The sequence below is a fragment of the Amycolatopsis sp. YIM 10 genome (assembly GCF_009429145.1).
Taxonomy (GTDB): domain Bacteria; phylum Actinomycetota; class Actinomycetes; order Mycobacteriales; family Pseudonocardiaceae; genus Amycolatopsis.
Map to the genome: position 1 here is coordinate 9987468 of NZ_CP045480.1, position 20815 is coordinate 10008282.

Annotated in this window: 21 protein-coding genes; 11 read left to right on the top strand and 10 right to left on the bottom strand. The window is 69.9% G+C overall.

Translation table 11 applies throughout. The annotated features are described in order from the left end of the window. Positions 1–5 precede the first annotated feature (5 nt). Positions 6–2027: a TRAP transporter fused permease subunit gene (locus YIM_RS46520; RefSeq protein ID WP_153036401.1), complete on the bottom strand. Its 2022-nt coding sequence runs from the start codon at positions 2025–2027 to the stop codon at positions 6–8. A gap of 155 nt (positions 2028–2182) precedes the next feature. Between YIM_RS46520 and YIM_RS46525 the strand changes: the two genes are divergently transcribed. Beyond that, positions 2183–3289 (top strand): glycerophosphodiester phosphodiesterase, encoded by a 1107-nt coding sequence (locus YIM_RS46525; protein ID WP_153036402.1) that lies wholly within the window; start codon positions 2183–2185, stop codon positions 3287–3289. Here the strand turns inward: YIM_RS46525 and YIM_RS46530 are convergent. The 3 genes from YIM_RS46530 to YIM_RS46540 all read right to left on the bottom strand — a co-directional run bounded on the left by YIM_RS46530 (position 3270) and on the right by YIM_RS46540 (position 6803). Continuing rightward, positions 3270–4457, bottom strand: coding sequence for an aromatic acid/H+ symport family MFS transporter (locus YIM_RS46530; protein ID WP_153036403.1), 1188 nt, complete (start codon positions 4455–4457; stop codon positions 3270–3272). The genes YIM_RS46525 and YIM_RS46530 overlap by 20 nt on opposite strands. An 83-nt stretch (positions 4458–4540) precedes the next feature. Then, positions 4541–5473, bottom strand: a complete 933-nt coding sequence (locus tag YIM_RS46535; protein WP_153036404.1) for a TIGR03564 family F420-dependent LLM class oxidoreductase — start codon at positions 5471–5473, stop codon at positions 4541–4543. Between the two features lie 43 nt (positions 5474–5516). Continuing rightward, on the bottom strand, positions 5517–6803 hold the full coding sequence (locus tag YIM_RS46540) for an adenylosuccinate synthase (RefSeq protein ID WP_153036405.1): 1287 nt from the start codon (positions 6801–6803) through the stop codon (positions 5517–5519). 55 nt (positions 6804–6858) lie between these two features. On the opposite strand from YIM_RS46540, the gene YIM_RS46545 reads away from it, so the two are divergent. Next, positions 6859–7542, top strand: a complete 684-nt coding sequence (locus YIM_RS46545; RefSeq protein WP_228004440.1) for a hypothetical protein — start codon at positions 6859–6861, stop codon at positions 7540–7542. 103 nt (positions 7543–7645) lie between these two features. Beyond that, complete coding sequence (locus YIM_RS46550; protein WP_153036406.1) at positions 7646–8287, top strand: HNH endonuclease family protein; 642 nt, start codon at positions 7646–7648, stop codon at positions 8285–8287. A 9-nt stretch (positions 8288–8296) separates the two neighbouring features. Here YIM_RS46550 and YIM_RS46555 read toward each other — a convergent pair whose 3' ends face one another. Further along, entirely contained in the window at positions 8297–8935 is a 639-nt protein-coding gene (locus YIM_RS46555) for a TetR/AcrR family transcriptional regulator (protein WP_153036407.1), read from the bottom strand. Positions 8936–9043: 108 nt separating this feature from the next. Here YIM_RS46555 and YIM_RS46560 point away from each other — a divergent pair, with 108 nt between their 5' ends. Then, positions 9044–10231: a lipase family protein gene (locus YIM_RS46560; RefSeq protein ID WP_370469053.1), complete on the top strand. Its 1188-nt coding sequence runs from the start codon at positions 9044–9046 to the stop codon at positions 10229–10231. Positions 10232–10296: 65 nt separating this feature from the next. On the opposite strand, the gene YIM_RS46565 is transcribed toward YIM_RS46560, so the two are convergent. Beyond that, entirely contained in the window at positions 10297–10707 is a 411-nt protein-coding gene (locus YIM_RS46565) for a DUF3151 domain-containing protein (protein WP_153036409.1), read from the bottom strand. Between the two features lie 230 nt (positions 10708–10937). On the opposite strand from YIM_RS46565, the gene YIM_RS46570 reads away from it, so the two are divergent. Next, positions 10938–12152 carry a hypothetical protein gene (locus YIM_RS46570; RefSeq protein ID WP_153036410.1) on the top strand — a complete coding sequence of 405 codons (1215 nt, stop codon included), beginning with the start codon at positions 10938–10940 and terminating at the stop codon, positions 12150–12152. Positions 12153–12292: 140 nt separating this feature from the next. Here YIM_RS46570 and fbaA read toward each other — a convergent pair whose 3' ends face one another. Next, positions 12293–13324 (bottom strand): class II fructose-bisphosphate aldolase, encoded by a 1032-nt coding sequence (gene fbaA, locus YIM_RS46575; RefSeq protein WP_153036411.1) that lies wholly within the window; start codon positions 13322–13324, stop codon positions 12293–12295. A gap of 156 nt (positions 13325–13480) precedes the next feature. On the opposite strand from fbaA, the gene YIM_RS46580 reads away from it, so the two are divergent. Beyond that, positions 13481–14047, top strand: a complete 567-nt coding sequence (locus YIM_RS46580) for an HD domain-containing protein (protein WP_153036412.1) — start codon at positions 13481–13483, stop codon at positions 14045–14047. On the opposite strand, the gene YIM_RS46585 is transcribed toward YIM_RS46580, so the two are convergent. Continuing rightward, positions 14032–14853, bottom strand: coding sequence for an LLM class F420-dependent oxidoreductase (locus YIM_RS46585; protein ID WP_153036413.1), 822 nt, complete (start codon positions 14851–14853; stop codon positions 14032–14034). The genes YIM_RS46580 and YIM_RS46585 overlap by 16 nt on opposite strands. Positions 14854–14969: 116 nt before the next feature. Between YIM_RS46585 and YIM_RS46590 the strand changes: the two genes are divergently transcribed. Beyond that, positions 14970–15854: an SDR family oxidoreductase gene (locus YIM_RS46590; protein ID WP_153036414.1), complete on the top strand. Its 885-nt coding sequence runs from the start codon at positions 14970–14972 to the stop codon at positions 15852–15854. On the opposite strand, the gene YIM_RS46595 is transcribed toward YIM_RS46590, so the two are convergent. After that, complete coding sequence (locus YIM_RS46595) at positions 15851–16132, bottom strand: YciI family protein (RefSeq protein ID WP_153036415.1); 282 nt, start codon at positions 16130–16132, stop codon at positions 15851–15853. The genes YIM_RS46590 and YIM_RS46595 overlap by 4 nt on opposite strands. Before the next feature lie 167 nt (positions 16133–16299). Between YIM_RS46595 and YIM_RS46600 the strand changes: the two genes are divergently transcribed. The 4 genes from YIM_RS46600 to YIM_RS46615 all read left to right on the top strand — a co-directional run bounded on the left by YIM_RS46600 (position 16300) and on the right by YIM_RS46615 (position 19263). Next, complete coding sequence (locus YIM_RS46600) at positions 16300–16875, top strand: SigE family RNA polymerase sigma factor (protein ID WP_113695495.1); 576 nt, start codon at positions 16300–16302, stop codon at positions 16873–16875. Positions 16876–16989: 114 nt separating this feature from the next. After that, positions 16990–18126: an N-acetylglucosamine-6-phosphate deacetylase gene (gene nagA / locus YIM_RS46605; protein WP_153037710.1), complete on the top strand. Its 1137-nt coding sequence runs from the start codon at positions 16990–16992 to the stop codon at positions 18124–18126. Between the two features lie 19 nt (positions 18127–18145). Further along, positions 18146–18520: a hypothetical protein gene (locus YIM_RS46610; protein ID WP_153036416.1), complete on the top strand. Its 375-nt coding sequence runs from the start codon at positions 18146–18148 to the stop codon at positions 18518–18520. 86 nt (positions 18521–18606) lie between these two features. After that, complete coding sequence (locus tag YIM_RS46615; RefSeq protein WP_153037711.1) at positions 18607–19263, top strand: DedA family protein; 657 nt, start codon at positions 18607–18609, stop codon at positions 19261–19263. Between the two features lie 6 nt (positions 19264–19269). Here YIM_RS46615 and YIM_RS46620 read toward each other — a convergent pair whose 3' ends face one another. After that, positions 19270–20658 carry an FAD-binding oxidoreductase gene (locus YIM_RS46620; protein ID WP_153036417.1) on the bottom strand — a complete coding sequence of 463 codons (1389 nt, stop codon included), beginning with the start codon at positions 20656–20658 and terminating at the stop codon, positions 19270–19272. Between the last annotated feature and the right edge of the window lie 157 nt (positions 20659–20815).

The following is a 20815-nucleotide window of genomic DNA, read 5'->3' on the forward strand; positions in this document are numbered from 1 at the left end:
TCTCCTTAAACGGCTTCACGAGCGGGTTTCTCGCGCCAGATCAGGTGCACCACCGCGGCCACCAGGCAGAGCCCGAGCCCCACGGCGATCGCGGTCGGTTCCAGGTAGAGCAGGCAGACCGCGGCGGGCACGCACAGCGCCCGCACCGGCCGGCGGACCGGGCCGGCCACCCAGCCGCCGGTGACCACGGCGAGCACGGCCACCGCGAGCGCGGACACCGCCGCCACCCACAGCACGGTCGGGAAGTCGGCCTGGAGCAGCAGGGCCGAGCCGTTGTCGGTGAGCACGAACGCGATCGGCACCAGGAACGCGGGCAACGTGTACTTCCACGCCTGCCACATGGTGCCGATCACCGAGCCACCGGTGATCGCGGCGGAAGCCACCGCGGCCAGCGCGGTCGGCGGGGTCACCTCGGACAGCACGGCGTAGTAGAAGATGAACATCGCGCGCTCGGCGTCCGCGACGCCGACGTCGGCCAGCGCCGGGCCGAGCACCACCCAGGCGATGATGAACGACGCGGTCACCGGCACCGCGAGGCCGAGCACCCCGACCGCGACCGCGGAGAAGAACACGGTGAGCACGAGCACCGCGGTCGGATTGCTGGAAATCGCCTGCGCCGCCTGGACCAGCGCGTCCGCCAGCACCTGGCCGAGCCCGGTCTTGGTGATGGTCGAGGTGATGATCCCGGCCGCCGCGCAGACCGCGATGACCGGCAGCGCACCGCGCACGCCGAGCGCGAGCGCGCTGACCATTTCGCGGCCCCACGCCTTGAGCGCGGCACCGCGTTCCTCACCGGCGCCGGCGAGCTTGGCGAGCAACGCGAACAACGCGGCCACCCCGGTGGCGTAGACGACCGCGGCGAACGGCGGGATGTCCAGCGCCAGGAAGACCACGATGATGGCCAGCGAGAGGAAGTGGTAACCACCGCGCAGCAGCAGTTTCCCGGCCTTGCCGTGCGCCACCTCCACAGCCTTGGCGCCGAAGCGGCGGGCGTCGGCCTCGACCGCGAGCACGATGCCGAGGTAGTAGAGCAGCGTCGGCACGATCGCCCAGACCAGCACGGTCAGGTACTCGGTCTCCAGGTACTCCGCGATGATGAAGGCCGCCGCGCCCAGCGTCGGCGGTGACAGGATCGCGCCGATGCCCGACGCCGCCAGCAGCCCGCCCGCGTTCTCCTTGGGATAACCCGCTTTGCGCAGGATCGGCCAGGTGATCGAGCCGAGGCTGACCGCGGTGGCCGTGCCGGAACCGGAAACCGTGCCGAGCAGGAATCCGGAAAGGACGGTGGTGCGGCCGGGTGCCGTGCGCGACCGCTTGAACAGCGCGAAGCTGAACTCGACGAAGAACTGCCCGGCGCCGGACGCGTTGAGCACCGCGCCGTAGATGGTGAACAGCACGATGTAGCTCGCGGCCACGTCCAGCGGGGTGCCGTAGAAGCCGCTCGCGTCGTTGTACAGCGCGTTGACGATCTGGCCGAAGTCGATGCCCGCGTGCGCGACGCCCCAGCTCTGCGGCAGGAAACCGCCGTAGTAGGCGTAGGCGAGAAAGGCCACGCAGACCAGCGGCAGCACCAGTCCGGTGGTCCGTCTGGTCGCCTCCAGCACCAGCACCAGGAGTAGCGCCCCGGCTACGATGTCCACAGTGGACAAGATGCCCTGGCGGTCGAGGAAGTCGTCGAAACCGCCGCCGGGAAAGGGCAGAACGGGGTACAGCCCGGTGAGCAACGCGATCACCGCGAGCACCCAGTCGAGCACACCGGGGTCGTCGGTCGCCGTGGTGTCCTTTCGCGACCTGGGCCGGTAGCACAGGAAAACCGCGGGCAGCGTGCAGCCGAGGAAGATCACCAGGTAGTACTGGACGCCCTGGGCGAACGGGAAGAACACCTGCTTGAGCACCAGCAGCGAGACGGCGAAGCAGACCACGCCGACGAGCAGGTCCGGCCGTCGCGAGAGCTGCCTCGCCGGCCGTTCCTCGTCTTGAACAGCGACCACTTCCGCTGTTTCCGGTGACTTCACTGTCTCGGCCAAGGCACACTCCGCTCGCACGCCATAACGCTGAATGCACGCTACGGTGTCCCGGCTCACAGTTGAAGGGTTGATCCAGATCGCGTTAACCCGTATTTAAGCGGCCGGACTTCCGGGGCGGTGAAGGTAGCGCCGACCCACACACGAGGAGGACGAAGATGGTGCGCAAGAGACTCGCGGTGCTGGCGCTGAGCGGACTGGCGGTGCTCGGCCTGGCGGCCGTCCCGGCCTCGGCCCAGCCGGGCGAGGTGCGGGCGGGTTACGGCAAGGGGCACGATGAGCCGGTGATCGTCGGACACCGCGGGGCGCCGGGCTACCGGCCGGAGCACACACTGGCCTCCTACGAGCTGGCCTACCGCCAGGGCGTCGACTGGGTCGACGTCGACCTGGTGCCGACCAAGGACGGGCAGCTGGTCGCCCGGCACGAGAACGAGATCGGCGGCACCACGAACGTGGCCGACCACCCCGAGTTCGCGAGCCGCAAGACCACCAAAGTGATCGACGGCACCAGCTACACCGGCTGGTTCACCGAGGACTTCACCCTGGCCGAGCTGAAGACGCTGCGCGCCAAGGAGCGCATCCCGGACCTGCGGCCGAACAACAAGATCTACGACGGCCGCTTCCAGATCGCCACCTACCAGGAGGTGCTGGACCTGACCCGCAAGCTCGGCCGCGAGCTGCGCCGGGAGCTGGGCACCTATCCGGAGGTCAAGCACTCCACCTACTTCCGCAAGATCGGCAACCCGACCGAGCCGAAGCTGGTCGAGCTGATCAAGCGCAACGGGCTCGACCGCAAGAGCGCGCCGGTGATCGTGCAGTCCTTCGAGGTGAGCAACCTCAAGGAGCTGAACAAGCAGCTTCGCGTCCGGCTGGTGCAACTGACCTCGGCCACCGGGGCGCCCGCCGACTTCGTCGAGAACGGCGACCCGCGCACCTACGCCGACCTGGTCACCCCGGCCGGGCTGAAGGAGATCGCCCAGTACGCCGACTCGCTCGGGCCGGAGAAGAACCAGGTGATCGGCCGGGACGCGGCGGGCAACCTCGGTTCGCCGACCTCGCTGGTCGCCGACGCGCACAACGCGGGCCTGCCGGTGGTGCCCTACACCTTCCGCAACGAGAACAACTTCCTGCCGCTGAACCTCCGCTCCTCGGCCGACCCGGCCGCGTGGGGCAACGCGTTCGGTGAGTTCGAGGCGTTCTTCAAGGCCGGCGTGGACGGCGTGTTCGCCGACCACCCGGACACCGCTATCGAGGCTGCTGGGTAAGGGTCAACGCGCGGGCGCCCACGGCCAGGATGGCGAGGGCGCCCAGCGCGCCCACCCCGGCGAAGACGTAGAACCCCCACGGATAGGCGATTCCGGCCGACAGCAGGGCGCCACCCAGCAGCGGTCCGGTGATCGCGCCCAGCCTCCCGATCCCGGCGGTCCAGCCGAGCCCGGTCGCGCGGCCCTCGGCCGGATAGGTCCGCCCCACGTAGGCGTAGACCAGCACCTGCGCGCTGAACACGAAGCACCCGGCGAGGAACACCGCGACGTAGAGCCCGACGGTCGGCAACCGCACGCTCAGCAGCGCCAGGAACACCGCGCCCGCGGCGAACCACGCGATCGTCGACGGGCGCACCCCGACACGGTCCGCGACCCGTCCGGCGACCAGCAGGCCGACGATCGCGCCCACGTTGAGCGTGAGCAGCAGCGCCAGTGCCGCGCCGAGTTCGTACCCGGCGACGCGCATGATCTGCGGCAGCCAGGTGTTCAGGCCGTAGACCAGCAGCAGACCCATGAACGACGCGACCCAGAAGGCCAGCGTGGCGCGCAGGAAGCCATCCTTGAAGAGGCCGCCGACGGCCTTCGCCCCCACCTTCTCCGCCTTCTCGAAAGCCTCGGACTCGGGCAGGTACTTGATCATCAGCGGCACCAGCACGAGCGCGGGTGCCGCGCCGATGACGAACATCCAGCGCCAGCCCGCCGCGGGCAGCACCACGATGCCGAGCAACGCGGTGAGCACCGCGCCGACGTGGTAGCCGGTCATGATCGTGGTGGCCGCGCTGCCGACCTTTCCCCGCGAGAACTCGGTGACCAGTGTGATCGCCGTGGGCAGGCAGCCGCCGAGCCCGAGCCCGGCGAGGAACCGCAGGATGCCGAAAACCAGCGCCGACGGGGCGAACGCGCACAGCAGGGTGAAGAAGGAGAACCCGGCGACCGCGTAGATCAGCGCCTTGCGGCGGCCGATGGTGTCGGTGACCGTGCCGATGGCGAGCGCGCCGAGCATCATCCCGATCAGGCCGACCGTGGACACCGCGGAGCCGGTGCCGGGGGTGAAGCCCCAGACCTTGTCCTCCAGCAGCACGGGAATGACCGTGCCGAGCACGACCAGGTCGAACCCGTCGAGCAGGACCGCGGCCCAGCAGAGGGGAAGTACCGCCGAGGGTTTCATGGGACGCCTCCACTTCCAGGGCGTCCCATGATGAGCGGCGGTCCTCACCCGGCGAAGGCGACGTTCCGCTCACCGAAACGGTGTCAGCGCGGGGAGCGGGTCAGCTCGCCCACCAGGCGCCAGGTGCGCAACTGGTCCGCGGTACCGACCAGGTCCGACTGGGTGATCACCACTTCGGTGGCACCGGCGTCGAAGTACCGCCGGATCTCCGCGGCGACCAGTTCCTCGTCGCCGATCACGGCGAGGTCGGCGGCCTTCGAGGCCCCGCTCAGCTCGATGACCCGCTGGTACGACGGGATCGAGTCGTAGAACGCCGTGTGCTCCACGACGCGGCGGCGCGCGGTTTCCAGGTCCGAAGTGACCACGGCGGGCAACGCGGCGATGATCTTCGGCGCCGGACGGCCCGCCGCCTCCGCGGCCGCCGAGATCGACGGCACGATGTGGTCGGCCAGCGCCTTCGGCCCGGCCAGGAACGGCAGCGTGCCGTCGGCCAGTTCGCCGGTGACCCGCAGCGCCCGCGGTCCCATCGCGGCGACCACCACCGGTACCGGTGCCGCACCGGCCACCTTCGCCGGCATCGGCGGCTTCGCGGTGATCAGCTCACCGTCGAACGACGCCGTGCCCGTCTCGAACACCGAGCGCACCACGGTCAGGAACTCCCGCAGCCGCGCGATCGGCCGGTCGTTCGGCACGCCGAAGACCGGCTCGGCGAACGCGGCCGCCCCCAGCCCGAGGCCGAGGGTGAAGCGCCCGCCGGTGGCCGCCTGCGCGGTCTGCGCCTGCGAAGCGACCAGCAACGGGTGCCGCCCGGCGAGCGGCACCACGGACACGCCGACCGAAAGCTCCGGCACCGCGCGGCCGACCACCGTCGCCAGCGTGATCGCGTCATAGCTGAAGACCTGGCCGAACCAGGCCGACCGGACACCGGCCGCCGCCGCGCGGCGGGCCTGGCCGATCACGTCGTCCACGGCGTTGACCGCGCCGGCGGCCGGGGCGAGAGCGACTCCCAGGGTCATGCCTTGGCCAACCCCGGTCAGCGCGCCGAGATTCCCGCGTGGCTCAGAGGAACTGGTGCCGCACGATGGTCTGCTCGCGGCCGGGGCCGACACCGATCGCCGAGATCCGCGCCCCGGACAGCTCCTCCAGCCGCTCCACGTACGCACGCGCGTTCGCGGGCAGGTCCTCGAAGGTGCGGCACTCCGACAGGTCCTCCCACCAGCCGGGAAGCTCTTCGTAGACCGGGACCGCGTGGTGCACGTCGGTCTGCGTCATCGGCATGTCGTCGGTGCGCACGCCGTCGACCTCGTAGCCGACGCACACCGGCACCTTCTCCAGCCCGGAGAGAACGTCCAGTTTGGTCAGGAAGTAGTCGGTGATGCCGTTGACCCGCACCGCGTAGCGCGCGATCACCGCGTCGAACCAGCCGGTGCGGCGGGACCGCCCGGTGGTCACGCCGAACTCGCCGCCCGCCTTGCGCAGGTTCTCGCCCGACTCGTCGTGCAGCTCGGTCGGGAACGGCCCGGAGCCGACGCGCGTGGTGTAGGCCTTGAGAATGCCGAGCACCGTGGTGATCCGGCCCGGCCCGATGCCGGACCCGGCGCTGGCACCGCCCGAGGTCGGGTTCGACGAGGTGACGAACGGGTAGGTGCCGTGGTCGACGTCGAGCAGGGTGCCCTGCGAGCCCTCCAGCAGCACGGTCTCGCCGCGTTCGAGCGCCTTGTTCAGCTCCAGGCGGGTGTCGGCGATCCGGTGCGCGAACTTCTCGCCGGCGGTGAGCACCTCGTCGGCCACCTGCTCCGGCTCGAGCGCCTTGCGGTTGTAGACCTTGACCAGCACCTGGTTCTTGAACTCCAGTGCCGCTTCCACCTTCTGGCGCAGGATCTTCTCGTCGAGCAGGTCCTGCACGCGGACGCCGACGCGGGCGATCTTGTCCTGGTAGCACGGCCCGATGCCGCGGCCGGTGGTGCCGATCTTCTTCGCGCCGAGGTAGCGCTCGGTGACCTTATCGATGGCCACGTGGTACGGCATGATCAAATGCGCGTCGGCGGAGAGGAGCAGCCGCGAGGTGTCCACCCCGCGCGCTTCGAGCCCGGCCAGCTCGTCGAGCAGCACCCCGGGATCGACCACCACGCCGTTGCCGATGACGTTGGTCACGCCGGGGGTGAGAATGCCGGACGGGATGAGGTGGAGCGCGAAGTCCTGGCCGTCCGGGAGCACCACGGTGTGCCCGGCGTTGTTGCCGCCCTGGTACCGCACGACCCATTGGACGCGGTCGCCGAGCAGGTCGGTGGCCTTTCCCTTGCCTTCGTCGCCCCATTGGGCACCGATGAGCACGATGGCCGGCATGTGACACTCCAGGATGTTTCGGCGACAAGGACTTGGCGCTGGTAAATGCCGGTGCATGACTGTAACGGAGGACCTGGGCGTGCGTGGAGTGGTGCTGGTTTGCGGGCCCGGCGCGCCGGATTTCCCGGCCGTCGACGGCCTGCGCACCGAGGTGCTGGGAGCCCGTCCCGGCAAGGCCGAAGTGGACCCGCTGCTGCCCGGTGCCGAGCATCTGGTGGTCGCCGGAACAGACGCCGACCTGGCCGCGATCGTGTTGCGGCTACTGCGAAAGGAGCGTCTCGGCGACACCACGGTCGGCTTCGTGCCGCTCGGCGGGGAGTCCTCGTTCGCCGGGCTGTGGTCGCTGCCGGAGGACCCCGCGCAGGCCTTCCGGCTGGCCGTCCGGGGAGACGTCGATCCGGTGCCGCTGATCCGCGACGACGCGGGCGGCGTGCTGCTCGGGCGCGGTGAGGTCGGACCGGTCCAGGGTGTCGGTTACTGCGACGACCAGGTCACCCTGCGTGGTCGCGCGCGCTCGATCGTGGTCACGCCGGACACCGAGGGCGGCGCGGGACTGGTCGTCCAGGTGACCAAGGGCGTGCTTTTCCGCCGCCCGGCCACCTTCTACGGCCGCGCCTTCCAACTCGGCTGCATCCCGGCGATCCCGGTCTCCGACGGCGTGCCGTACCCGCGCGAGATGAAGCGCTGGACCTGGTACCGGCACACCGAGGACCTGCGGCTGGTGCGCGGCCTGGCCTGAGCCACCAGACGAAAGCACCTACTGTTCACTTCGCCGCGTTGCTAGCTTCACCCATGTGAGTCAAGGTCAGAAAGTTCCCAACAGCTGATCGAGAGGTGACCTGGTGACCCTGCACCGCCGCACCGCCCGCACCGCACTGACCACGCTCGGAGTCTCCGCCCTGCTCGTCGCGGGCCTGCCGGGGATCGCCTCCGCCGAACCGCCGAACATCCCGGACGCGGGCACCGCGCAGACCCAGCTCGGCGAGCTGACCGTGGCGCCGGACGGTTCGCAGGACGGGTACGACCGCGACAAGTTCCCGCACTGGAGCGACCAGGGCGACAACTGCAACACCCGCGAGGTCGTGCTCAAGCGCGACGGCACGGACGTGGAGACCGGCAGCGACTGCGCGGCCACCTCCGGCAGCTGGTTCAGCCCGTACGACGACGCCACCTGGACGAACTCGTCCGATGTGGACATCGACCACGTGGTGCCGCTGGCCGCTGCCTGGCGCACCGGCGCGGCGAGCTGGACCGACGACAAGCGCGAGCAGTACGCCAACGACCTCGACGCGCCGCAGCTGATCGCCGTCACCGACAACGTCAACCAGGAGAAGGGCGACAAGTCGCCGGATGCCTGGAAGCCGCCGTCGACCGGCTACTGGTGCACCTACGCGCGGATGTGGATCGGCGTGAAGCACAAGTGGGAGCTGACCGTCAGCGACGCCGAAAAGGGCGCGCTCACGGACATGCTCGGCCGCTGCTGAAGCGGGTCGCTAACGCAGTCTCGCGATGATTTCCGGGGCGTGGCCCTGCAAGCGCAGGACACCGCCGACGGTGAACTCGGTGAGCAGGTCGATCAGCGCCTCCGGGTCGGGCGCCGACTCGTCCCAGCTCATCCCGACCAGCGCCTCGGTCATCGCGAAGTACATGGCCACCAGCGCCTTGTCGGTGCGCCCTGATTCGACCCCCTGCGCGGCCCACCGGGCCCGGCTCGCCTCGGCGTAGATCGTGGCGAGCCGGGCCCGCACGCGGTTCATCGCCGGATCGCCGGCGCGTTCGGCCTGCTGCAGCAGGGGAAGCGCGTCCGGGTGGTCGGCGACGAAGGCGAACATCGCCGCGTAGTTCGCCCGCGCCCACACCCGCAGCTTGGGCTCGGAAGTGTCCAGCGCGGGCTTGCCGACCTTCGCGTGCACCAGTTCCTCGGTGGCCTTGACCGCCTCGGCGAAGAGTTCCTTCTTGCCGCCGTAGGTCTCGTAGACGGCCTGCCGGGTGAGCCCGGCGGCGGTGGCGATCTGCTCGACGGTGGCCGCCTGGAGCCCGCTTTCGGCGAACACCCGCCTGGCCGCGCCCAGGATCAGCGCGCGCTGCTCGTCGACCGGGAGCTTTCGCGGCCTGCCCACCCGCCTTGACATGTGCGCCACCTCACCTGACGATATTTCCGACACAGTCGTCGGAAAAGCCGCGCAGCTCAACGGGGAGCCACCTTGCGCCGATCACTCAGCCGGGCGTTCGCCACGGCCCTGTCCGCCATCACGCTCACGGGCCTCGTGTCGTTCGCCGCCGCACCGGCGAACGCGGAATCCTTCTACGATCCGCCTTCCCCACTGCCCGCGGGTGACAACGGCGACATCATCAAGCACGAACCCGCCGACTTCTTCATCGACCCGGTGAAGCTCATCCGCGCGCCGGCCGCGGTCCAGCGGATCATGTACCGCAGCCGCGACACGCACGGCGAGCCGATCGCGGTGACCGGCACCGTGCTCACCCCGCACCAGGCGTGGACGGGCGGCGGGGACCGGCCGATCATCGGTTACGCGGCAGGCACCCAGGGCGTCGGCGACAACTGCGCGCCGTCGCGGGCGATGGCCGCGGGCATGGAGTACGAGGGGCCGTTCATCTCGGGCCTGCTGCTGCGCGGGTACGCGGTGGTGGTCACCGACTACGAAGGCCTTGGCACACCGGGGATGCACACCTACGCCAACCGCGAATCCCAGGCGCACACCGTGCTCGACTCGATCCGCGCGGCGCAGCGGCTCGACGCGGCGAACCTGCCCGACGCCGGACCGGTCGCGATCGCCGGGTACTCCCAGGGCGGCGGGGCTTCCGCGGCGGCCGCCGAACTCCAGCCGTCGTACGCGCCGGAGCTGAAGCTCAAGGGCGCGTACGCGGGCGCGGTCCCGGCCGATCTGGCGGAGGTGGCGAAGAACCTCGACGGTGCCTACGCGGCCGGGTTCCTCGGGTACGCGCTGCTCAGCATGGACGCGGCGTACCCGGAGCTGAACATCCGCGGGGTGCTCAACGACAAGGGCAACAAGATGCTCGACCAGGTGTCGACGCAGTGCACCATCGAGGCGATCGCGGCGCACGCCTTCACCAAGTCGACCGGGCTGACCAAGGACGGCAGGCCGCTGACGGCGTACCTGGGCGAGGAGCCGTACGCCTCGCGGTTGGCCGAGCAGAAGATCGGGGAGCGCGAGCCCGCGGTGCCGATGCTGGTGGTGCACAGCACGCTCGACGACATCGTGCCCTACGGCCAGGGGCGCGAGATGGCGCGGGAATGGTGCGGCCAGGGCGCGAAGGTGCAGTTCAGCAGCTCACTGGTGCCGTCACACGTTGGCGGCGCGATCCGCGCCTTCCCGGAGGCGTTCCTGTGGCTGGAAGGCCGCTTCGGCGGCAAGCCCGCCCCGGCCAACTGCGGCTGGTTCTAGCCCCGGCGCGTTGCCATGAGTGGGCACTGCTCGCGTCCGATGCGAGTAGTGCCCACTCATAACGATCAGGCGAGTCCGGTGGCTTCGGCGGCGGCCGGGTCGGAGTCGGTGATGAACTTGCGGCACCGCTCGTACTCCTCGGTCTCCCCGATGCGCTGCGCCGACTTGCCCAGCACCGCGAGCGCGCGCAGGAAGCCCTGGTTCGGCCGGTGCGCCCACGGCACCGGGCCGAAGCCCTTCCAGCCCGCGCGGCGGAGCTGGTCGAGCCCGCGGTGGTAGCCGGTGCGCGCGTACGCGTAGGCGGCCACGGTCTCGCCGCTTTCGAAGGCCTTCTCGGCGAGCGCGGCCCACGCCTCGCTGAAGTCCGGGTGCTCGGCGGCGACCTCGGCGGGATCGGTTCCGGCGTCCAGCGCGGCCTGCGCGGCCGTGCGCTCCGGCAGTTCGGTCGGGTCGGGTCCCAGCAGGTTGTGCGTCATGCGGCCATTCTGCTCGCTACAGGAACAGGCTCGTCACGATCCCACCCGCACCCAGCACGAGCGCGGCGACGAGCACGGCGGCGACCATACGTTTCGGCATCATCGCCAGCCACCATGCCGTCGCCACCCAGCGGAAGGCAAACCCGATACCCTTACGGGTGAACCCTGGTTTCCGGGCCGATTGCCCGCCCGCCCTACCGACCGTGACCTTGACCAGGGATGATGACCTTGTGACGAAGGCAGTGAGTGCGTCTGGGGAAGCCGAGCCCGACGTCATCCCGAAGAGTCCGATCGCGAAGACGAAGCTGTTCTTCCGCCTGTACTGGAAACGCGGCGCGCCAGGACAGCCGACCGCGCCGTGGGCGCTGAACTTCGCCTACGGGATGTGGCTGCTCGCGTTCGCGTTCAAGCTGATCGGCTCGTCGTGGGACATGTCGTGGCACTTCATGTGGCTGCGCGACGACCTGGCCCCGCCGCACCTGATCAACACCGTCGGCACCGGCATCGTGGTGGTGCTGGTGGCCATCCACAGCTACACCGGGCTGGGCTGCGACAAGCGCTCGCTGCGGCTGATGCAGGCGGGCACCGTGGTGTTCCTCATCGCCGGGCCGCTGGACGTGCTCAACCACCGGATCAACGGCCTGGACCTGACCGCGTGGAGCCCGTCGCACCTGCTGCTCTACATCGGCACCGGGATCATGCTGGCCGGTGCGATCGACGGCTGGCTGAAGACCGCGCCGCCGGGACGGATGCGCTCGCTGGTGCTGACCGGCTTGTGGTTCTTCTTCCTGGAGAACACGTTCTTCCCGAACGGGCAGCAGGAGTACGGCATCCTCGAACTCCGGTCGTGGGAGCGCGGTGAGCCCTACGCCGAGCCGACGCTGCTGGAGTTCGCCGCCGAGCAGATCGGCCGCCCGGTCGACCGCGAGGCGGTGGTCCACTTCGCGATGCCGATCGAGGACTGGGTGTACCCGGTTTGGGGCATCGGCGTGATGGCGCTGATCCTGGCGATGGCGCGGCACACCGTGCGCAAGCCGTGGACCGCGACGACGGTGGCCGTGGCGTACGTGGCCTACCGCGCGGTGATCTGGCCCCTGCTGCTCGGCGCCGGTTTCCCGACCTCGACGGTGCCGTTCTACCTGATCTTCGTCGGCCTCGCGGTGGACCTGGCGTTCCGGATCGGGCGTGAGCATCGCCTGCTCACCGCCGGAATCGGCGGCCTGCTGGTAACAGCCTTCGGTTACGGCGCGCTGTGGCTCCAGTCGCAGGCGCGGCCCCTGCTGCTAGGCGAGGACGCCGTCACCGAATCGGCGCCCCCAGTGGACTACCTGACCGTGCCCTTCGTCCTGGTAGCCGTGGCACTTGCGTGGGCTTTGGCCGGCCCGATCGCCCGCCGCCTGACCCCACCAAAACCAGCAGACCTGATCCCAGACGCAGTGGTCTGACCGCACCCACCTACCCACCCATCTCCGGTCCACAGCCAAAAACACGGCGAAGACCCCGATGGCAAGGCATCTTTCCCGCCTTGCCATCGGGGTCTTCGCCGTAGTCACACTAAAAAACCGGGGTGGACACCACCCCGGGCCTACTTCAGCTTCTGCCCAGCCGACTTCAACGACTCCGCGGCCTCCACCACACGCGCCGCCATCGCGCCCTCAGCGGCCTTCAGGTAGCTACGCGGGTCGTAAACCTTCTTGTTCCCCACTTCGCCGTCGATCTTCAGCACGCCGTCGTAGTTCTTGAAGAAGTGGTCCGCGATGGGCCGCGAGAAGGCGTACTGCGTGTCGGTGTCGACGTTCATCTTCACCACGCCGTACGACAGCGCCTCGTGGATCTCCTCCAGCAGCGAGCCGGAACCACCGTGGAAGACCAGCTCGAACGGCTTCGACCCGGCCGCGAGGCCCAGCTTCTCGGCGGCGACCGCCTGGCCGTTCTTGAGCACCTCCGGACGCAGCTTCACGTTGCCCGGCTTGTACACACCGTGCACGTTGCCGAAGGTCGCGGCCAGCAGGTAGCGGCCCTTCTCGCCGGAGCCGAGCGCGTCGATGGTCTTCACGAAGTCGCCGTCGGCGGTGTACAGCTTGTCGTTGATGTCGTTGGCGACACCGTCCTCCTCGCCGCCGACCACGCCGATCTCCACCTCGAGAATGATCTTGGCGGCCGCGGTCTTCTCCAGCAGCTCGGCCGCGATCTCCAGGTTCTCGTCGAGGTCGATCGCCGAGCCGTCCCACATGTGGGACTGGAACAGCGGGTTCTCACCGCGCTTGACCCGCTCGGCGGAGATGTCGATCAGCGGCCGGACGAAGCCGTCCAGCTTGTCCTTCGGGCAGTGGTCGGTGTGCAGCGCGACGTTGACCGAGTACTTCTCGGCGACCACGTGCGCGAACTCGGCCAGCGCGGTCGCCCCGACCACCATGTCCTTGACCTTCTGCCCCGAGGCGAACTCCGACCCACCGGTGGAGAACTGGATGATCCCGTCGCTCTCCGCCTCGGCGAAGCCGCGGATGGCCGCGTTCAGGGTTTCCGAAGAGGTCACGTTGATGGCGGGATAAGCGAACTCGTTCGCCTTGGCCCGGTCCAGCATTTCCGCGTAGACCTCGGGGGTGGCGATGGGCATCGTTGGTCCTCCTCGAAGCAGGGTTCGCCGTTCAACCGCATCTTACGAGCCACGACCGAGGGGCCGGCGATTAGGCGCTGCGCGCGAAAGCGCTCCGTTGAGGGTGGTGGCGGGCGGCGGGCGGGATAGCCTGATCAGGCGAAAAGGGGGTGCGCGATGCGCGTTTTCGGGTCCTGGCGCGACTGGCCGTCCGCGGCGGCCGCGCTGGACGGTATGCTGCCCGCGGAAACCGTCGAAGCACTGGCGAGGGCCTACGAATTCGCCGTGGCGTACCACGGCGAGCAGACCCGTCCGGCCGGTGAGCCGTACCCGTGGCACCTGCTGGAGGCGCTGGAGATCGCCGTCGACTCCGGCACGCGCGACCAGGACGTACTGGTCGCGACCCTGCTGCACGACGTGGTCGAGGACACCCCGTGCGGGCTGGGCCAGGTCCGCGACGAGTTCGGCGCGAAGGTGGCCGAACTCGTCGACTGGGTGACCAAGTCGGGTTCACGCGAGAGCTATCTGAGCCGGTTCGTCACCGCGCCCGAAGAGGTGCTGACGATCAAGCTCGCCGACCGCTACAGCAACGTGCAGCGGCTGCACACCCATCCGCGACCGGCCAAGCAGGCCGGCTACTACGCCGAAACCGTGCGGATCTTCCTGCCACTCGCCGACCGGCTCCCGTACTTCCGGGACCGCTTCGGCGAGTGGCAGGAGAACTACGCCTACTTGGCCAGCTGAGCCAGCGCCTCGAGGGCGGGCAGCGGGTCGTCACCGAGCGGCTGGATCGCCACGTGGTCGGCACCGGCGTCGAAGTGCGCGGTGAGCCCGGCGGCGATGTGCTCGGCGTCACCGTGCAGCGCGAGCGCGTCGATCAGCCGGTCGCTGCCCTCACCGGCGACGTCCTCGTCGGTGAAACCGAGGCGCTTCAGGTTGCTCGTGTAGTTGCGCAGCTGGAGGTACATCTTGACCATCTCGCGGCCGGTGGCGCGGGCGCGCGCGTCGTCGGTGTCCAGCACCACCTTGTGCTCGGCGACCAGCAGCGTGTCCTTGCCGAGCAGCTCGCGGGCCTGCCGGGTGTGCTCCGGGGTGGTCAGGTAGGGCAGCGCGCCCAGGGTCCGCTCGCCGGCGAGCTTGAGCACCTTCGGCCCGAGCGCGGCCAGCGCCCGCGCCTCGACCGGCACTCCGCCGGCATCGAGCTGGTCCAGGTATTCGACGATCTTGTCGTACGGCTTCTGGTAGATCTGCGTGGCTTCCGGGTGCCCGACGCCGACCCCGAGCAGGAACCGCCCCGGGTACTTCTGCTCGATGCGCTGGTAGGAGCGCGCCACCTCGGTGGCGTCGGCGGACCACATGTTCACGATGCTGGTGGCGACGGTCAGCGAGCTGGTCGCGGCCAGCAACTGGTCGACGATCTCCAGTTCCGCCGGCGGTGAGCCGCCGATCCACCAGGTGCCGTAGCCGAGCTCCTCCGCCTTCGCGGCCAGCTCGGGGGTGGAGTTCCAGAGCGGCCGCCAGACGCCGATCTTGCCGAGTTCGAATGCCATATCAGGTGCCAACCCGGTAAGTGACCGGTTCATTCCGGGCAGTGCTACCGACCAGTAGCCTACTCGCGGTAAGTTGCGGTACGGTCCCGGACGAGAGAACTCGACGAGGAGGCACCATGGCACGCAGGATCAGCGGAAAGGTCGTGCTCATCACGGGTGCGGCGCGCGGAATCGGCGCCGGGCTCGCGGAGCGGCTGGCCGCGCGCGGCGCCAAGGTGGCACTGGTCGGCCTCGAAGCCGAAGAGCAGGCGAAGGTGGCCGAGCGCATCGGCTCCGCCGCCCGGTCCTGGGAAGCCGACGTGACCAGCTGGGACGCGCTCGAACGCGTCACCGGCGAGGTGGTCGAGCACTTCGGCGGCATCGACATGGTGATCGCCAACGCGGGCATCGCGTCCACCGGTTTTGTCCGCTCGGTCGACCCGGTCGCCTTCGAGAAGGTGATCGAGGTGGACCTGCTCGGCGTCTGGCGCACGTTCCGGGTGACCCTGCCGCACGTCATCGAGCGCAAGGGCTACCTGCTGGCGATCTCCTCGCTCGCCGCGATCACGCACGCGCCCGGCATGGCCAACTACGCCGCGGCCAAGGCGGGCGTCGAGGCGTTCTCGAACAGCCTGCGCGCCGAAGTCGCCCACCTCGGCGTGAAGGTCGGCGTGGCGCACCCGACCTGGATCCGCACGGACCTGGTGGAAAGCGCGGACGCGCACCCGGTGTTCGGCAAGCTGCGCGCCGGCATGCCCGGCCTGATCGGGAAGACCTATCCGCTGTCCACCGCGCTGGACTGCCTGGAAGCGGGCATCCTGCGCCGCGGCCGCACGATCCACGTGCCGCGCTGGGTCGGCGCGCTCAAGTTGATCCGGGCCTTCCTGCCGCCGATCATCGAACTCGGCTCACGCTCGCGAGTGCCCTCGGCGGACAAGGCCGCACTGGAGGACATCGCGAAGCGCGGGGCCAGGGAGGCCTCCGTGACCGGTCACGGAGGCCGTGCCGCGACCGGTGTCTAGGCCTTCGGCAGCCAGGCGCCGATCTTCGGGTCGAAGCCGCGCACGGTCCGCTCGGCGACCGCTCCCTCGAGAAAGTACGGGTCCTGGTCGATGATCTTCTGCAGGGCTTCCTCGTCCTCGGCCTGGTAGAGGGTGATGCCCCCGGTGCCGTCGGTGAGCGGCCCGCCGAGCGCCACCACGCCCTTCTCGGCGAGATCGGCGAGGAAGGCCCGGTGCGCCGGCCGCACCTCGCCGTACTTCTCCTGGACGTAGCGGATTTCGACGAGGAACCAGGCCATGACGCCTCCGGATGCGGGATCTCAGGGTTCGGACAGTGGCGCCGCCCGGCCAACCCGATACGCTTTGCGTGCGTGATGCCGGTGTGAACAGGCAGGCGCAGGAAACGGTAACCGACCCGGCGAACATTTCCGGGTACGGGCGGAGACCAGCACGGGACGGGCGGACCATGCACGAGGCGAGCGCTGAGCAGAGCGTGGAGCGCACGCTCGGGCACCTGCGCGCGGTCGACGGACCGGCGGCCCCGCCGCCGCCCGCCGCGCCGCTGACCCTGGAGGACCTCTACCGCACGCACCGGATGCGGCTGGTGCGGCTGGCCATCCTGCTGGTCGACGAACCGGCCACCGCGGAGGACGTGGTGCAGGAGGCGTTCACCGGGCTGCACCGCAACTGGGGACGACTCCGGGACGCCGCCGCCGCTGTTGGTTATTTGCGAACCGCCGTGGTCAACGGCTCGCGCAGCGTGCTGCGCCGTCGCAAGACCGCCCGCGAGTACGTGCCGCCGCACGCGGTCAACGCGCGGTCCGCGGAAAGCCTGGCGATGCTGTCCACCGAGCACCAGGCGGTGGTGAACGCGCTGTCCAAACTGCCGCCGCGCCAGCGCGAGGTGCTGGTCCTCCGTTACTATGGAGGACTGTCCGAGGCGGAGATCTCCGAGGCCGCCGGCATCTCCAAGGGCACCGTGAAATCGACCGCGAGCCGGGCGCTGGAGGCCCTGCAGCGGGCGATGCAATCCCCCAACTAGCCCTGGAAGAGCGTCCTCGAACGGCGTATCTCCGCACATGGTTGGCGGGTTGTGACCCATCAGCTGGTTTAGACCAATATGCTGGAACGCGTGACGGGTGCCGAAATCGATTTCGTGATCACCGGGGGCCGGCTGGCCACACCGGACGAGGAGACCAACGACGCCACCTGGCTGGCCGTGTCGGGCGGTTCGATCAGTGCGGTCGGCAGCGGCACACCGCCGGCCGCCAGACACCTCGACGTCGGTGGCGCGCTGGTCGTTCCCGGGTTCGTGGACACCCACTGCCACGGCGGTGGTGGTGGCTCATTTTCCAGCGGGCAGCCGGAACAGCTGCTGCGCGCGGTCGCCGCGCACCGCAGGCACGGCACCACCACCCTGCTGGCGAGCCTGGTCTCGGAGGCCGTGCCGGAGCTGGCCCGCCAGGTGGGCGCGCTCGCCGAGCTGGTCACCGACGGTGAACTGGCCGGGGTGCACCTGGAGGGGCCGTTCATCTCGAAGGTCCGCTGCGGGGCGCACGATCCGGGCGCACTGCTCGAACCGGACACCGCCACCGTGACCAAGCTGCTCCGCCAGGGCAAGGACGCGATCCGGATGATCACGCTCGCGCCCGAACTGCACGGTGGGGTCAAGGCGATCCGCCAGCTCACCGAGGCCGGGGTGATCGCCGCGATCGGGCACACCGACGGGGTCGAGGAGCAGATCCGCCCGGCCATCGACGCGGGCGCCACCGTGGCCACGCACCTGTTCAACGGCATGCGCCCGCTGCACCACCGCGAACCCGGCCCGATCGGCACCCTGCTGGACGACGAGCGGGTGACCGTCGAGCTGATCTGCGACCTGGTGCACGTCCACCCGACGATGCTGCGGTTGGCCGCCCGGCACGCCGGTCCGGAGCGGACGGTGCTGGTCACCGACGCCATGTCGGCCACCGACGCGGCCGACGGCAGCTACCGGCTCGGGCGGCTGGAGGTCGACGTCACCGGCGGCGTGGCCACGCTGGCCGAGAACGGCTCGCTGGCCGGGAGCACGCTGACCATGGACGCCGCCTTCCGCAACCTGGTCACCGGTGCCGGGCTGTCGGTGGCCGAAGCGGTCCGCGCCACCTCGACCCGGCCGGCCGAACTGCTGGGCATCGAGAAGGAGACGGGGTCGCTGCGGCCGGGTCTGTCCGCGGACCTGGTCGTGCTCGACGACGAGCTGCGGCCGTCGCGGGTGCTGCGCCGGGGCCAGTGGATTCCTGACGCCGGATGACCCCGATACCCTTTCCGGCGTGAGTGAGCCGGAAGACCCCGAGCGCCTGCTGGCCGAGGCACTGCGGGCGCAGGCCGTGCGGGCACCCCAGCCGCCCCAGCCCGCCCAGCCGGTTCGCCAGCCGGAACCGGCCGAGGAACCGCCGACCACGCACCTGGCCAAGCCCGCCTTCCCGGCACCCGCCGGGTACGGGCTGCTGTCCGGCGCGGACGCCGGTTCGCTGGAACGCGAGCGCGCGGCGCTGGAGCCCGCTCCTTCACCGCCGCCGGACCCCGTCGCGGTGACGCGCCAGGCGACGGCACCGGCCCCGGTGGAGGCGCGCTGGGTGCTGTTGCTCGCGCTCCTGCTCGGCCTGGCGGCCGGTGCGGTGGCAGGGCTGCTCACCTTGCTCTAGAGGCGCTTTAGCGACACGCGGACGTAGTGGCAAAGCTCACCCCTGTACCGTGTTCCGGCGTGAGCGCAGCGCAGAACATCGACCAGATGAGCATCATGCCCGACTGGCTCAACCCCGAGATCCTGCTGTCGGGGCTGGGCCCGGCCGTGCTCGGCGTGCTGTGCCTGATCATCTTCGCGGAGAGCAGCGTGTTCCCGGTGCTGCCGGGTGACTCCCTGCTGTTCACCGCCGGGCTCTTCGTCGCCAACGGCAGCATCGACCTGCCGCTCTGGCTGGTCTGCACCTGCGCCACCGCGGCCGCGCTGATCGGCAACGTGGTCGGCTTCGGCATCGGCTGGAAGGTCGGTCCCGCGCTGTTCAAGAAGAACTCGAAGTTCTTCAAGCAGGAGTACGTCGACCAGACGCACGGCTTCCTGGAGAAGCACGGCCCGAAGGCGGTCGTGCTGGCCCGGTTCGTGCCGTTCGTCCGTACCTTCATCACCTGGATCGCCGGCATCGGCCGGATGGACCCGAAGAAGTACTTCACCTACACGGTGATCGGCGGCATCCTGTGGGCCGCCGGCCTGATCGTGCTGGGTTCGCTGCTGGGCACCATCCCGCTCATCCGGGACAACGTGGACGCGATCTTCATCCTGATCGTGCTGGTCTCGGTCCTGCCGATCGTGTTCGAGTACCTGAAGGCCAGGCGCGAGAAGAAGCGCACCGCTGCGGCCCCGGCCGAGCCGGAGCCGCAGCAGCCGTAACCGGCGTCAGAGGGCGAACATCGAGCCGGGGTTGAACAGGTTCTCCGGGTCCAGCGCGCGCTTGATCTCCCGGTGCACCCGCAACCCGACCGGGCCGATCTCGCGTTCCAGCCACTCCCGCTTGATCTTGCCGACCCCGTGTTCCCCGGTGACCGTGCCGCCCAGTGACATGCCGACTTCGAGGATCGCGTCGAAGGCCTTCTGCGCCCGCGCGAACTCGTCCTCGGAGTCCGGCGAGTAGACGATCGTCGGGTGCATGTTGCCGTCGCCGGCGTGCCCGACCACGGCGATCCGCAGCCCGACCTCCTCGCTGATCCGCTGGCACCCGGCGATCAGCTCGGCGATCCGCGTCCGCGGCACGCACACGTCGTCGGTCAGCCAGACGCCGTAGGTCTCCAGCGCGGTCAGCACCACGCGCCGCGCCTGCAGCAGCATGTTGCCCTCGGCGAGGTCGTCGGTCGCATAGGTCATGTCGGAACCGCAGTCCAGGCAGATCTGCTCCAGCGCGGACAGTTCCCGCCTGGCCACCTCACCGCCCGAGTCGGACTGGCACAGCAGCAGCGCCTGGCAGTCGGAACCGGCGCCGATGTCGGTGCGCAGATAGGTCTCGGCCGCCTTGATCGAGGTGGCGTCCATGATCTCCATCAGCGACGGCACCAGTCCCTCGCGCACCACCCGCGCCACCGCCTCCCCGGCGGCCGCCGTGCTGGTGAAGCCGGCGACCAGCGTGGCGGGCGCCTGCGGCAGCGGCTTCAGCGCCACGGTCGCCTGGGTGATCACGCCGAGCGTGCCCTCGCTGCCGACGAACAGCCTGGCCAGGTCGTACCCCGCCACACCCTTGACCGTGCGGCGCCCGGTCTTCAGCAGCGACCCGTCGGCCAGCACCACTTCCAGGCCCAGCACCGAATCCGTGGTCACGCCGTACTTCACGCAGCACAGTCCACCGGCGTTCGTGGACAGGTTGCCGCCGATCGTGCACCAGTCGTAGCTGGACGGGTCCGGCGGGTAGAACAGCCCGTGCTTCTCCACCGCGTTGCGGAAGTCGAGGTTGACCACGCCCGGCTGCACCACGGCGAGCCGGTTGCCCGCGTCCACCTCGACGATCTGGTCGAGCTTGGTCAGCACCAGCACCACGCAGCCGTCGATCGCGTTGGCCGCGCCGGACAGCCCGCTGCCCGCGCCCCTCGGCACGATCGGCACCTTCGCCTCGGCGCAGGCGCGGACCACGGCCTGCACCTGTTCGACGTCGGCGGGCAGCACCACCGCGAGCGGGGTGCCGACCGGCGCGAGGGGCATCATGTCGCGCGAGTAGGCGGCTGTGACGTCGGTGTCGGTCAGCACGGCGTCCTTGCCGAGCGCGTCCCGGAGCCTGGTGACCAAAGCGTCGTTGCTCATCACCCCAAGGTATGCCCTTCCCCCCAATGGAAGAAGTCGTCGGAAATTTCGGCGGCGGAATGTATCTGCGCGCCCGCCCGCTGCGTCATATGGGGCAACGATCACTTGACCGCCGGGGACGCCCGGCCCGGGTGGTCGCCAGAGGGTCAGGGAGATG